The organism is Micromonospora sp. NPDC049359 (assembly GCF_044466585.1).
Taxonomy (GTDB): domain Bacteria; phylum Actinomycetota; class Actinomycetes; order Mycobacteriales; family Micromonosporaceae; genus Micromonospora.
On sequence record NZ_JBITMW010000004.1, the window covers coordinates 488,484 to 501,340 of the forward strand.

13 protein-coding genes and 1 rRNA gene are annotated in these 12,857 nt (G+C 71.5%); 4 read left to right on the forward strand and 10 right to left on the reverse strand.

The features are described from left to right. Positions 1 to 23: 23 nt before the first annotated feature. The 4 genes from ACIBTX_RS13465 to ACIBTX_RS13480 all read right to left on the reverse strand — a co-directional run bounded on the left by ACIBTX_RS13465 (position 24) and on the right by ACIBTX_RS13480 (position 1,921). The gene (locus tag ACIBTX_RS13465; RefSeq protein WP_357132981.1) at positions 24 to 575 is read right to left on the reverse strand and encodes a nucleoside deaminase; all 552 of its coding nucleotides are present in this window, start codon (positions 573 to 575) and stop codon (positions 24 to 26) included. A 31-nt stretch (positions 576 to 606) separates the two neighbouring features. Then, entirely contained in the window at positions 607 to 1,134 is a 528-nt protein-coding gene (locus ACIBTX_RS13470) for a tRNA adenosine deaminase-associated protein (protein WP_357132951.1), read from the reverse strand. 117 nt (positions 1,135 to 1,251) lie between these two features. After that, positions 1,252 to 1,419, reverse strand: a complete 168-nt coding sequence (locus tag ACIBTX_RS13475; protein WP_266247104.1) for a hypothetical protein — start codon at positions 1,417 to 1,419, stop codon at positions 1,252 to 1,254. Between the two features lie 112 nt (positions 1,420 to 1,531). After that, complete coding sequence (locus ACIBTX_RS13480) at positions 1,532 to 1,921, reverse strand: hypothetical protein (RefSeq protein WP_396832498.1); 390 nt, start codon at positions 1,919 to 1,921, stop codon at positions 1,532 to 1,534. A gap of 61 nt (positions 1,922 to 1,982) precedes the next feature. Between ACIBTX_RS13480 and ACIBTX_RS13485 the strand changes: the two genes are divergently transcribed. Both ACIBTX_RS13485 and ACIBTX_RS13490 read left to right on the forward strand, forming a co-directional pair. Further along, the gene (locus tag ACIBTX_RS13485) at positions 1,983 to 2,750 is read left to right on the forward strand and encodes a peptidoglycan DD-metalloendopeptidase family protein (protein ID WP_357172743.1); all 768 of its coding nucleotides are present in this window, start codon (positions 1,983 to 1,985) and stop codon (positions 2,748 to 2,750) included. Position 2,751: 1 nt separating this feature from the next. Next, entirely contained in the window at positions 2,752 to 3,822 is a 1,071-nt protein-coding gene (locus ACIBTX_RS13490; RefSeq protein WP_357132957.1) for a PHP domain-containing protein, read from the forward strand. A gap of 35 nt (positions 3,823 to 3,857) precedes the next feature. On the opposite strand, the gene ACIBTX_RS13495 is transcribed toward ACIBTX_RS13490, so the two are convergent. Then, entirely contained in the window at positions 3,858 to 4,880 is a 1,023-nt protein-coding gene (locus tag ACIBTX_RS13495; protein WP_396832499.1) for a DMT family transporter, read from the reverse strand. 107 nt (positions 4,881 to 4,987) lie between these two features. On the opposite strand from ACIBTX_RS13495, the gene ACIBTX_RS13500 reads away from it, so the two are divergent. Further along, positions 4,988 to 6,658, forward strand: a complete 1,671-nt coding sequence (locus ACIBTX_RS13500) for a DUF885 domain-containing protein (protein ID WP_357132959.1) — start codon at positions 4,988 to 4,990, stop codon at positions 6,656 to 6,658. Between the two features lie 54 nt (positions 6,659 to 6,712). Here ACIBTX_RS13500 and ACIBTX_RS13505 read toward each other — a convergent pair whose 3' ends face one another. From ACIBTX_RS13505 to nudC, 3 genes are all read right to left on the reverse strand, one after another. Then, positions 6,713 to 8,296, reverse strand: a complete 1,584-nt coding sequence (locus tag ACIBTX_RS13505) for a DUF6114 domain-containing protein (RefSeq protein WP_396832500.1) — start codon at positions 8,294 to 8,296, stop codon at positions 6,713 to 6,715. An 80-nt stretch (positions 8,297 to 8,376) separates the two neighbouring features. Further along, positions 8,377 to 8,928, reverse strand: a complete 552-nt coding sequence (locus ACIBTX_RS13510; RefSeq protein ID WP_357134900.1) for a DUF6230 family protein — start codon at positions 8,926 to 8,928, stop codon at positions 8,377 to 8,379. A gap of 440 nt (positions 8,929 to 9,368) precedes the next feature. Further along, on the reverse strand, positions 9,369 to 10,289 hold the full coding sequence (gene nudC, locus ACIBTX_RS13515; RefSeq protein ID WP_363661589.1) for an NAD(+) diphosphatase: 921 nt from the start codon (positions 10,287 to 10,289) through the stop codon (positions 9,369 to 9,371). Between the two features lie 181 nt (positions 10,290 to 10,470). Between nudC and ACIBTX_RS13520 the strand changes: the two genes are divergently transcribed. After that, positions 10,471 to 12,300, forward strand: a complete 1,830-nt coding sequence (locus ACIBTX_RS13520) for a VanW family protein (RefSeq protein WP_396832501.1) — start codon at positions 10,471 to 10,473, stop codon at positions 12,298 to 12,300. Here the strand turns inward: ACIBTX_RS13520 and ACIBTX_RS13525 are convergent. Both ACIBTX_RS13525 and rrf read right to left on the reverse strand, forming a co-directional pair. Then, complete coding sequence (locus tag ACIBTX_RS13525; RefSeq protein ID WP_357134894.1) at positions 12,273 to 12,527, reverse strand: hypothetical protein; 255 nt, start codon at positions 12,525 to 12,527, stop codon at positions 12,273 to 12,275. The two genes, ACIBTX_RS13520 and ACIBTX_RS13525, sit on opposite strands and share 28 nt — an antisense overlap. 241 nt (positions 12,528 to 12,768) lie before the next feature. After that, positions 12,769 to 12,857 (reverse strand): 5S ribosomal RNA (rrf, locus tag ACIBTX_RS13530); the annotation flags it as partial.

Here is a 12,857-nt window from a genome sequence, read left to right on the forward strand (position 1 = left end):
GGGGCCAGCGAGAGCGCGGGGCCTCAGCGGAAGAAGGCGCGCAGCACGGCGGCGGTCTCGGCTTCCAGCACACCGCCGTACACCTCGGGACGGTGGTTGAGCCGGCGGTCGCGCAGCACGTCCCAGAGCGAGCCGGCCGCACCGGTCTTGGGTTCCCACGCGCCGAAGACGACCGTGGAGACCCGGGCGAGCACCAGCGCGCCCGCGCACATGGTGCACGGCTCCAACGTCACCACCAGCGTGCAGCCGTCCAGCCGCCACTCGCCGGTCCGTTCGGCCCCCCGGCGCAGGGCCAGCACCTCGGCGTGGGCGGTGGGGTCGCCGGTCAGTTCCCGCTCGTTGCGCCCGATCGCCAGCTCGCCGCCGTCCGGGCCGTAGAGCACCGCGCCCACGGGTATGTCGTCGACGCCACCGCTGGGGATCGCCGGGTCGGTGACGGCGACCTCCAGGGCTCGGCGCATCCACCGCTCGTGCCGCTGCCGTCGCCCGATCTCACCGGGGTCGGCCAGGCCCTCGTGCGCGCCCGGCCCGGCTCGGCCCACCGCGCCGGGCGTCGGCTGGCCCGGCCTGATCATCTCCAACGACGGGTCGGTGGCGTCGGCCGGCTCAGACCTCACGCAACTCCTCGACCTCGTCGGCGCAGCCGAGCGCCTCGCAGATCTCGGCGGTGACGTCCGCCGGCAGCATTCCCTCGGTGCCGCAGAGCGTCAGCAGCTTCTGCGCGGAGATGCCCAGGTTGGCGAGCAGGTCGGCGTCGCCCACCGGATCGGCCTCCGGGTCGACGGCGGGCTGCTCGCTCTCCTCGTCGCCGCTGGCGGCGGGGCGCGGCTCGTCGTCGCCGTCGAGCCCGGTCACCGACGTCTTCAGGTCACCGACCAGCAGTTGACCCAGCCGGGACTCCTCGGCGTACGCCGAGTCCGATCCGAAGACCCGCAGGTCCTCGCCCTCGTCGAGACGCAGGATCACCAGGTACGCGTCGTCGGCCTCGACAAAGAGCAGCGACACGTCGGCTTCCTGGTCGACGTCGCGCAGCCGGTCGGCGACCTCGTCGATGTCCGTGGCACCCCGAAGGTTGACCTCGGTCGCGGTCCAGCCACTGTCATCACGCACCACGGCCGCAGCGAAGTACGACACGGTTCCCCCAAAAGCCCTCGGCACAGCGCCGACTCGTCAAGGGTGCACGTTAGCCGGTCGGGTCGGCAGGCGACCGGTCAACGCCCCGAGACGCCGGCCAAACCTGACAAAGTCCGATCAGCCAGCTACCCGACGGCGGGTGGCGATGAGTTGGCGTAGACGCTCGGTGCGCTCTCGCTGCGGCCGGCTGCGCTGGCGTACCGCCCGTGCGCCCGCCAACTCGGCGAGCAACTGGAGGCGGCGGCGGTTGCGATCCGGGTCCTGCCGCGGGGTGGTCCAGGCCATAGTGCCGAGAGTGCCGAGTCTCGGCGGCCACGTCAAGACGGCGTTCGCTCCGCAGCCAACCGGGCACGCGACGCAGTCGCCCACGCCCTGATCCGGGTCGGTCCGGCCTCGCTCACCACAGCGGCCAGTCACCGCTCGTCGCCCAGCGCACGGCCACCACGGCGGCGGCGATGCTCCAGCCGCCGGCGGTCACGATGGCCACTCCGGTGGCCACTCCACGGTCGCCGTACCGCACCAGCACCAGCGCGGTGGCCCAGGCGAGCAGGCCGGCCACCACCGTCCACCACGCGTAACCGACCACGTCGGTGCCGAGGAGCCCGAACAGCAGCAGCCAGGCAGCCGCCGCACCGCCGCCGGAGGCGACCCCAGCGCCGGTCACCGGGTGCGGTTCGCGGTAGGTCGGTCTGGTCGGTGGCCCGGCCGGGAAGAGCCCCGACGGGGTACGCGACGCCGGGCGCGCGGCGGCCGGGTCCGGGATGGGGCCTTCTCGGGCGATGCTCACCGGCTGCCCTCCCTCACGCGCGTCGCTCGTCCCCACGGTACCGGTCTGTCAGGATGGCCGAATGCCCTCGCCGACGATCGGTCGCCGCGTGCGTCCGGCGTACCCGATCCTGTTGCTGCTCGCCCCGATGCTCGCCGCCGGTTGCGCGACCACCCGGCCCGGGGTGCCGCCGGACGGCGTCGCCGCGCCGTCGCCGTCGGCGGTCTGGGCGACCGGGGAGCAGCCGGCGGCCCCGCCGGTCGCGCCGACCACGAACGCCCCGGCCAGCCCGACGCCGTCGTCGGCCACGCCGTCGCCGAGCGCGCCCCGCGCCGGGGTCCGGCATGTCTTTCCGGTACGCGCCGACAACGTGGACTACCACCCGACGCACGGGGCGTACCCTGCGACGGACGTGTTCGCGAACTGCGGTCAGCCGTTCGTGGCGGTGACCGACGGCAAGGTGCTGGAGGTGAGTCGCGTCGACAGGTACTCCAAGAGCGGGCCGCAGGGCCCGGACAACGGCGGCCTGTCGGTGTCGCTGCTCGGTGACGACGGGGTGCGTTACTACGGCTCGCACCTGAGCGTCGTCTCGTCCGGCGTCGAGGCGGGGGTCCGGGTGCGTGCCGGCCAGCAACTCGGCAAGGTGGGCCGGACCGGCAACGCCAACAACGTCTGTCACGTGCACTTCGGGATCTCGCCGCCGTGCGCCGGTAAGGACGGGTGGTGGATCCGGCGCGGCGTGATCTGGCCGGCGCGCTACCTGGACTCGTGGCGGCGCGACGGCAACCGGGAACCGGCCGCCGAGGTGACCGCGTGGCAGCGCCAACACGGCTGCCCGAAGGCTCCCTGACATGGCCGCCCGGGACCCCATCGCCGACCTGCGCCGGATCGCGTTCCTGTTGGAGCGGGCGAACGAGGCCACCTACCGGGTGCGGGCGTTCCGTTCGGCGGCCACGGCGCTGGCTGGCCTGCCGGCGGCCGAGGTAGCCGAACGGGCCGGCAACGGCACCCTCACCGAGCTGGCCGGTGTCGGCGACGTGACGGCTCGCTGCGTGGCGGAGTCCCTGGCCGGTGAGGAACCGGTCTATCTGCGCCGGCTGGTGGCGACCGAGGGCAGCGACCTCGATGCCGAGGCCGCGGCGCTGCGCGCCGCCCTGCGGGGCGACTGCCACACCCACTCGGACTGGTCCGACGGCGGCTCGCCCATCGAGGAGATGGCGCTGGCCGCCGTCGAGTTGGGTCACGAGTACCTGGTGTTGACCGACCACTCGCCGCGGCTGACCGTGGCCCGGGGGCTGACCGCGGCGCGGCTGCGCCGTCAGCTCGACCACGTGGCGCAGGTCAACGCGGCGCTGCCGGAGGGTTTCCGGATCCTCACCGGCATCGAGGTGGACATCCTCGCCGACGGGTCGCTCGACCAGGACGAGGAGTTGCTGGCCCGACTCGACGTGGTGGTCGGCTCGGTGCACAGCGGCCTGAAGGACGAGCGGTCGAAGATGACCCGGCGCATGGTGCGGGCCGTTGCCAACCCGCACCTGGACATCCTCGGTCACGTCACCGGCCGGATGGTGTCGTCCCGGCCGGCCGGGGTGACCGGCCCGGGTGACAAGGGGCACCGGGCCCGGACCCGCGCGGAGAGCGACTTCGACGCGGACGCCGTCTTCGCCGCCTGCGCGGAACACGACACCGCAGTCGAGATCAACTCCCGGCCGGAGCGGCAGGACCCGCCGAAGCGACTGATCCGACGCGCCCTGGAGGCGGGCTGCCGCTTCGCGATCGACACGGACGCGCACGCGCCCGGCCAGCTCGACTGGCAGCGGTTCGGCTGCGAGCGGGCCGCGCGCTGCGGCGTCCCGGCCGACCGGGTGGTCAACACCTGGTCGGCCGAGCAGCTCGTGGAGTGGACCCGCAACCGAGCCTGACCGGCGGTCCGGACTGGTCGAGGCATGGCGGCGGGTCAGCGGCGGGCGGGCTCGACGGCGGGCGCGGCGGGCTCGACGGCCGGCGCGGCGGGCTCGACGGCCGGCGCGGCGGGCGCGCTCACGCCGACGACCGGTCGGGGCGTCCGACGGCCGAACACGCCCTGCGCGACCGCGACGCCCAGCAGCACGATGAGCGCACCGACCGGCTGGTGCCAGTTGAGCCGCTCGTCCAGCACCACGGCGCCGATCAGCACCGCGAAGATCGGAATCAGGTACGTGACGGTGGACGCCGTGCTCGCGCCGGCCAACCGGATGTTGCGCATGTTGATGACGAAGGCGAGCCCGGTGCCGAGCGCGCCGAGGGCCAGGACGCTCGCCACGACCTTCGCCGACAGCTCGGTGGGCAGCGGCGGCGCGCCCGCGACGAACGGGGTGACGATGGCGAGCTGCACGGTGGCGAGCAGCAGCTGCGCCGTGGACAGGGACAGCCCGGAGTGCGTGCTGCCGGCGATGAACCGCTTCTGGTACGGGATGGCGACGCCGTAGCAGGCGGCCGCCCCGAAGCACATCACCTGCCCGACGAAGTGCGCCCCTCCGATGCCCTCCCAGACCCCGAGCACGACGAGTACGCCGACGAAGCCCAGCCCGAGGCCGATCGCCCGGCGTACGGTCAACCGCTCGGTCCGGAACACCAGCACCGCGAGCGGCAGCACGATCAACGGCGTCGTCGCGTTCCAGATGCCGGCGAGCATCGACTCGACCCGTTGCTCGCCGTAACCGAAGAGGGTGAACGGCACGGCCACGCCGAACGCGGCGACGACGGCCAGGTGCGCCCACACCCGGGGCTCACGGGGCAGCCGGTCGCGCAGCACCGCAAGGACGACCAACAGGGTCAGCGCGCCGGCGCCGACGCGGTAGAGGGTCAGCTGCACGGGGTGCAGCTCGGCCACGCCGACCTTGATGAACAGGAAGCTGGAGCCCCAGATGGCGGCGAGGGCGAAGAAGCCCGGTAACCAGGCCCGCAGCGGGACCCTGTCAGGAGCGATATCGGTTGTCACCCCTGACACTCTGCCGGAGGGGTGCGACAGAGTCGTCCGCTTTTCCGCTGCTTGGACACGACAATTGACATCGACATCCTGACCGGGCGGTCACGTAGTGTCGCAGCGTGGGACGAATTGATGAAATCGCCAACCGCTACGTGGACAAGTGGGCGCCGTTGAGCCCGACCGGCGCGACCTACGTCGGCATCGCCGGCCATGACAACAAGCTCGACGACCTCTCACCGGACGGATACCGGGCGCGCGCCGACCTGACCCGCGAGACGCTCACCGAGCTGGAGACGGCCGAGCCGGACACCGAGGCGGAGCGCACCGCCAAGGAGGCCATGCAGGAACGGCTCGGTCTGGACCTGGCCCGCTACGAGGCCGGCGAGACGACCAGCGAGGTCAGCGTGATCACCAGCGGGCTGCACGAGATCCGCATGGTGTTCGACCTGATGCCGACTGCGACGGCCGACGAGCAGGCCAACATCGCCACCCGGCTCAACGGCCTCGCCGGCGCGCTGGAGGGCTACAAGACCACGCTGCGTGAGGCGCTCGCCGACGGGCAGGTCAGCTCGAAGGTGCAGCTCGTCGAGGTGGCCAAGCAGTGCGACATCTGGACCGACCCGACCGGGGACAACTTCTTCCACGGTCTGGTCGAGCGGCTGGGCGCGGACGGCACCCTCGGCGCCGAGCTGCGCAGGGGCGCGGCGGCGGCCACCGCGGCCACCGCCGAGTTCGGTCAGTTCCTGCGGGCCGAGCTGGCCCCGCACGGGCGCGACAAGCAGGCCGCCGGCCGGGAGCGCTACGAACTCGCCTCGCAGTACTTCCTCGGCGCGAAGATCGACCTCGACGAGACGTACGCCTGGGGTTTCGCGGAGCTGGCCCGCCTGGAGGCGGAGATGCGGGTCGTCGCCGGGCGCATCGCCGGTTCGGGTGCGACGGTCGACGAGGCGGTGGCGCGGCTCGACGCCGACCCGGCGCGCACGATCCAGGGCAAGGAGGCGTTCCGCGACTGGATGCAGGCGCTCGCCGACAAGGCCATCGCCGAGTTGCACGGCACCCACTTCGACATCCCGGAGCAGGTCCGCCGGATCGAGTGCTGCCTCGCGCCCACCAGCGACGGGGCCATCTACTACACCGGGCCGAGCGAGGACTTCTCGCGGCCTGGTCGGATGTGGTGGGCGGTGCCGCAGGGCATCACCGACTTCTCCACCTGGCGCGAGGTGACGACGGTCTACCACGAGGGCGTGCCGGGGCACCACCTTCAGGTGGCCCAGACGGCCGTCCGGGCCGACCTGCTCAACCGCTGGCAGCGGCTGCTCTGCTGGGTCTCCGGGCACGGCGAGGGCTGGGCGCTGTACTCGGAGCGGCTGATGGACGAGCTGGGTTACCTCCAGGACCCGGGCGACAAGCTGGGCATGCTCGACGGTCAGGCGATGCGCGCCGCACGGGTGATCGTCGACATCGGCATGCACCTGGAGCTGGAGATCCCGAAGGACAACCCGTTCGGCTTCCACCCGGGCGAGCGGTGGACGCCCGAGCTGGGTTGGGAGTTCATGCGGGCGCACTGCCGGGTGCCGGACGAGAACCTGCGCTTCGAGCTGAACCGCTACCTGGGTTGGCCGGGCCAGGCGCCGTCGTACAAGGTGGGTGAGCGGATCTGGTTGCAGGCACGCGAGGACGCGATGGCTCGTAAGGGCGCCGACTTCGACCTGCGGGAGTTCCACCGGCAGGCGTTGGACCTGGGCGCGCTGGGCCTCGACCCGCTGCGCAAGGCGTTGGCCCGACTCTGACCGGTGTTCAGCTCGTGGGGCGGCGTCCGGTCCGGACGCCGCCCCACGCTGCGGTCACTGCAACGTCTGCTTGAGGGTGGGTCGGCCGGTCAACGTGTCGCAGGAGATGAAGGCCAGGTCGATCTGCGGGTCGGTGAACGTGAGCGGCAGCGGCGAGGTGACCGGGATGCCGTCGGGGAAGGGCAGGTCCGGAGTCAGGGTGACCTTGATGCCCAGGAACCGGCCGACGAACCGGGTCGCGTAGAAGGTCACGTCACCGTCGATCGTCAGTTGGTCGGTCTCGCTCAACAGCGAGCCGCCCGAAGGCCCCGCGACCAGCAACGCGAAGTCGCTTGTCACCGCCTTGCTCATGGTGAACTTCAGCGCCCGCATCTCGCCGTTGGCGGTGCGCAACGGCTCGACTCCGCGAAACCGCAGGTTCGTCATCTCCACCTTGGACCCGGTCAGTTTCGCGGGGGTGGCCGAGACCTTGGGCATGTCCGGGTCCGCGGCCAGCTTGGGCAGCGGCTTGCCGGGCTCGACGGGCGCGGGCTTGGTCGGCTTCGGGCTGGCACACGAATCGTCGGGGGCGCGGGTGGGGGTCGCCGTCCGGGTCGGGCTGGGTGTGGCGCTGACGCTGACGGTGGGAGTGGCGCTCGGAGTGGCCGACGCGCCGGCTCGCGCGGCGCTGCCGGTGGGCTCGGCCGATCCACCTGTCGGTTCCGCCTCGTCGTCGTCGCCGCCGGTGAACAGGTCACCGATGCCGTCGACGATGTCGGTCAGCAGATTTCCGTCCGACTTATCCGACGTGGCGGTGGGGCTCGCACTCGGGCTCGGACTGGCCGGAGAGGTGGCGGGGGTGCTGGGCCGGACCGACGAGGTCGGGGTTGGGCAGGAGGGCGCCGCCGCTCGCACCGGCGACGCGCCGTCGACAGTCGTCAGACCCGCGCTGGCGAGGCTCATCAGGAGCAGCGTCACCACGTACGTCTTCGGGTCGCGGGCCACCGTCGACCTCGTCTGGGACGCCTCCGGCTCGGCGGCGAAGGGCGGCATCTCCGTGGTGTCGCCCGCGCTCGCCCGCTCAGCCGGTGCTGGTTCGCGCAACACGGCACGCGGCTGCGGGAGGATGTCGGTGAGCGGCCCGGTGACCTCGTCCTCCCGCTCGCGCTCCGGCAGCAGCTCGTCGACGAGCGGCGCTTCGTCGGCGGTGTCGCCGTCCTCGGCCCGCTCGTCGTCCGGCTCCTCGGCGGCCGGGGGCACCGCCACGGACTTCTTCACCGGCACCCAGGCGAAGCCGAGCGCGCTACCGACCATGCCCAGCAGCATGCCGATGAAGAACCCGCCGAGGTTGACTCCGATCAGCGAGTAGACCGCGGTCACCGCGCCGACGATGGCATAGAAGATCCGCTGCGCGGGGCTGAGCCACATCAGGAGGCCGCAGGTGACCAGGATGGTGGGGATCAACCAGGACAGGAAGCCGGTCGGTCCCATCTGCAGGGTCAGCCCGGCCAGGCTGACCTTGGTGGTGCCGAGGATCTCCACTCCGGCCAGGATGGTGAAGAGGCCGCCCCAGAATGGCCGGGACCGCCGCCAGCGGCGGAAACCGCGCCAGGCCTGACCGACACGGCCGGGCTGCGCGCGATGAGTGGCGGTCGACACGTACGTCCTCCTGGGGTGAAAGGGGTGGGCAGGACCGAGGCTCGCGAGGGGCGCCCCTCGCGAGCCTCGGCGGCGTCAGCTCAGAAGCATTCCTTGGCCTCAGCGCCGACGTTGACCTTCAACTTGAGTCCGGTCAGCGTGAAGGTGCCGGCGGTGGTGTAGCGGGCAACCTGCTCAAGGTCCTTGATGTTCACGTGCGTGGCGTCCTGGCCGAACGAGCCGGCCGGAGCCGGGCCGAGGTCACTGGCGTCCTTACCGATGTTGATGTCGGTGAACTCGGCGTCACCCTCGAGCGACTCCATCGCGATCAGCAGGTTCTTGGCCACGGCCTCCTTGCCGGGGGCGTCGCCGGCGTTGATGGTCAGCACGATCTTGGGCAGGCCAGGAATGGAGGCGTCGACCGACTGGCACAGCTTGGTCAGGTGGGCCTCGCCGATCTCCGACATGGCCACCGGGACGATCTTGCCGTCCTTGGTGGTCACGATGCCGCCGTACTGCTTGAAGCCCTTCCCGTCGAGCTCGGAGGCGGAGATCTTGAACGGCTTGCCGGCGACGGTGATGTTGGCGGCGATGGCGCCGTTGGCCATACCGAAGACGATGCCGCCGACGGCGACCGCAGCGGGAACCATCATGGCGGCGAAGCGACGCCAGCGGGTGCCACCCTGCGCCTGACGGGTTTCCGAATCCTTCACGGGTCCTCCTCGAACCGGGGGTCACCGATCGCAGTCGCGACTCGGGACTACGGGAAAGCACGTGGCCGCTGCGTCCCGCTCCGGGGGATGGGTCGGCGGATCGCGCAGTGTGCGGATTGGATGCTCTCGCGAAGCGACGTACCTCACAAGGGCGCTGCTACTGGCCGGTAACCCGCGCTCGGCGTCAAGATTTCCGACCGTCACCGTCAGTCAGGTCTACGCCGACCCGCTCCCACGACAAACCATCGAAATTGGGGCGGATGACTCCAGAATCTTCACCAGCGGTAGTTGCTGCACAGCATTGTTACATTTACGTAACGCCGGGCTGAAAAGCCGCTGAAGACGACCCCGAACTCATCCGTACGGCTGAGCCCGCAAGGTCAGCGCGCCTCGGCGAGCCAGTCCGTCAGCAGCCGGTGGTCGATCGAGTCCACCCGGCCGAGCCGGCGACCTGCCGCGACCCGCTCCCGTAGCTCCTCCCGGGTGAACCAGCGCGCCTGGAGCAACTCCACGCCGTCCACGCGTACCTCGTCGGACATCGCCGTGGCCCGGAAGCCCACCATCAACCCGGCGGGGAACGGCCACGCCTGCGACCCCTGGTAGGTCACGTCGGTGACGGTGATCCCGGCCTCCTCGGCCATCTCCCGGCGGACCGCGTCCTCCAGGCTCTCACCCACCTCCACGAAGCCCGCCAACGTCGAGTAGGAGTCCTCGGCCGCCCCCGCGTGCCGGGCCAGCAGGCAACGGCCGGCCGAGCCGGGCGCCTCGACCAGCACGATGATCGCCGGTTCGATGCGGGGGAACAGCAACCGACCGCACTCCGCGCCGGAACAGGTCCGCACGTGGCCGCCACCACCGGCGACGGCCACCGCGCCGCACGTGCCGCAGTGACGCTGCTGCCGGTGCCAGTGCAGCAACCCCCGCGCGTATGCCTGGGTCGCCGCGCCCGCCGGGTCGAGTCGCCCGACCAGCGCCCGTACGTCGACGGCCCGCGCCGCCCCCGCCATCTCGACGGCGGCGGCCTCACCGAGACCGGAGAGGTCCACGGCGAACACCGCGACGTCCCCGTCGAGCCCCAGGAACACGGTCTCCGCGGCAGCCGACCGGACGAGTGACGCGCGGTCGGCCGTCAGCCGGACCGGACCGTCTCCGTCGACGAGACAACGGTCCCGCCACAGCGGCAGCACCACCGTCGCCGGGTCGTCGAGCAACGCGTCCAGCCGAGCCGGGTCGGTGCGTAACGCGCCCGCCCGGTCCAACCAACCCCCGCCGTACGCCAACACCCGCTCCGCAGCGTCCACCCCGCCACCGTGCCACGCCCGTCCCCCGGCGCGGGCACCGACCCCACGCCCCCGCGACACGCCGGGCGACACGCGGTGGCAGCACCGAACGGGCACAGCCCGCGCGGACGGCCGGCCATTGGTTACCGTGGTGTCCTCCGGGAGGGGGGACCTCCCGCGGCACCTGGCGATCGAGGTTGCAGTGACGCTGTACGGCGACAATCGTCCACCCGTCGACGACCGGCCGACCGTGCAGGTCACGGCAGTCACCTGGCCGGACGACGAGCCGGACGTTGTCACACCGGCGACGGCCACCGCCACGGGCGAGCCGGACAACAGCGGCCGCCGTCCACGCCGCGTACGGATGCTGCTCGGCGCGGGCATCACCGGCGGCGTCCTCGCCGCCGTCGCGGGTGCCGGCGCCTGGGCGTACGCCGGTGACGTGCCCCGGGGCACCAGCGTGCTCGGCACCGAGCTGGGCGGTCGGAGCCGCAGCGCGGCCGACCGGGAGTTGCGGGCAGAGCTGGAGCGGCGGGCCGCAGCCCTCGCCGCGCCCCTGCGGATCACGGTCGGGGAGCGCACCGCCGAGATCAATCCGGCCGACGTGGGACTGGCGGTCGATGTGGCGGCCACGGTTGCGGCAGCGGCCGAGGCCCAAGCGCACCCGGTCAGTCGGCTGGTCGGTTCCCGTACCGTCGAACCGGTCGTCACCGTCGACGCGCCCCGCCTGGACGCGGCCCTGCGCACGGCGCTCGGCGACCAGGTCCGTCCGATGACGATGCCGGCCATCTCCTACCAGGGGACCACACCCAAGGTCGTACGCCCCAAGCCCGGTCTCGCCTTCGACCCGCAGCGCTCGGTCGACGCCGTCCGGGCCGGCTGGCTCGCCGGCACGCCGGTCACCGTGCCACTGGTGGAGAGCCAGCCGGCGACCACCGCCGAGGAGGTGGACCGGCTGGTCGCCGAACTGGCCAAGCCGGCCGTCTCCGCACCGGTCACCCTGCGCACCGACCGGGGCTCGGTGCAGGTGCCACCGGCGGTCATCGCGAAGAGCCTCCGCTTCACCGCCGACAAGACCGGCAAGCTCACTCCGGCGATGGACGTCAAGCGACTGCGGACGGCCCTCGGCGACAAGCTGAACGCGATCGAGGTGCCGCCGAAGGACGCCACGATGACCATCGCCGGCGGCCGTCCCACGGTCGTGGACGGGCGCGCCGGGCAGCAGCTCGACACCGCCACACTGAGCCGCGACCTGTTGGCGGTGCTACCGAAGCCCGACGGACGCGAGGTGACCGGAGAGCTGAGGGAGACGCCGCCGGAGGTGACCACGGAGAAGCTGGCCGCTCTGGGCATCAAGGAACGGGTGTCCACCTTCACCACGCGCTTCACCGGCGGAATGTCGTCGCCGCGCAGCCAGAACATCGCCACCATCGCCAAGAAGGTGGACGGCACGGTCGTGCTGCCCGGCAAGATGTTCTCCCTCAACGGGCACACCGGCGAGCGGGGTTACGCCCAGGGCTACCAGGACGCGCCGGTCATCCTGGACGGCAAGCTGGTGCCCGGCGTCGGGGGTGGCACGTCGCAGTTCACGACCACCCTCTTCAACGCCACCTACTACGCCGGCCTCCAGGACGTGGAGCACAAACCCCACTCGTACTGGTTCGACAGGTACCCGGCCGTCATCGAGTCGACAATCTTCTGGCCGAACCTGGACTTCAAGTTCCGCAACAACACCGAGTACGGCCTGCTCATCGACACGTCGTACACGTCGAGCTCGGTGACCGTCTCCATCTGGAGCACGAAGATCTACGACAGCGTCAAGACGGAGTACGGCCCGCGCCGCAACACCACCACGCCGAAGCTCATCCACCTCGAGCCCGGCCCGAAGTGCATTCCCAGCAACGGCATCAACGGCTTCACCCAGGACGCCTTCCGGGTCATCAAGAAGGACGGCGTGGTGGTCAAGCGGGAGAAGTTCACCTGGCGCTACGACGCCGAGCCGCGCTACGTCTGCGGCCCCAAGCCCTCCTGAGCCCGCCCGTCGGAGTCGTCGGCAGCCGACCTCGGCGTCATACGCTGCTCCTGTACGCGGATCTCCGCGCGGTAGCGCGTCGCCGCCGGATGCCACATCTCCTCGAACGGCCCCATGACCTCGCCACCGACACCGCGGCGGCGACCGCGTACGCCCAGCCACCACAGCCCGGCCAGCACGACAGCCACGCAACAGCCAAAGACGAGAAGAATCAGCACGTCCCCCACAGACCGACCCTAAGTCCAGTAGCCACCCACCGAAGCCCCGCCGACCCCTCCACGTGCCCCGGCGCCCCTCCCCGGCGCGTTGATCATGAAGTTGTTGCCACTGTCATCAGCGTGTCCTGGCAGTAACTTCATGATCACCGGCGCCGAATGGGGCCGGGGGCGCGGGACAAGGGGTGGGGTTCTTCTTGGGGGGGAATGCAGGAATGGCCACCCCGATAGGGGTGGCCATTCCTGAAAGATTGTCCGGCGGTGTCCTACTCTCCCACACCCTCACGAGTGCAGTACCATCGGCGCTGGAGGGCTTAGCTTCCGGGTTCGGAATGTGACCGG

Coding starts and splice junctions, on each gene's coding strand:
- ACIBTX_RS13465 (WP_357132981.1), bottom strand. CDS start 575: ATGATCAGGCCGGGCCAGCCGACGCCCGGCGCGGTGGGCCGAGCCGGG.
- ACIBTX_RS13475 (WP_266247104.1), bottom strand. CDS start 1,419: ATGGCCTGGACCACCCCGCGGCAGGACCCGGATCGCAACCGCCGCCGC.
- ACIBTX_RS13485 (WP_357172743.1), top strand. CDS start 1,983: ATGCCCTCGCCGACGATCGGTCGCCGCGTGCGTCCGGCGTACCCGATC.
- ACIBTX_RS13490 (WP_357132957.1), top strand. CDS start 2,752: ATGGCCGCCCGGGACCCCATCGCCGACCTGCGCCGGATCGCGTTCCTG.
- ACIBTX_RS13510 (WP_357134900.1), bottom strand. CDS start 8,928: ATGATGGTTCCCGCTGCGGTCGCCGTCGGCGGCATCGTCTTCGGTATG.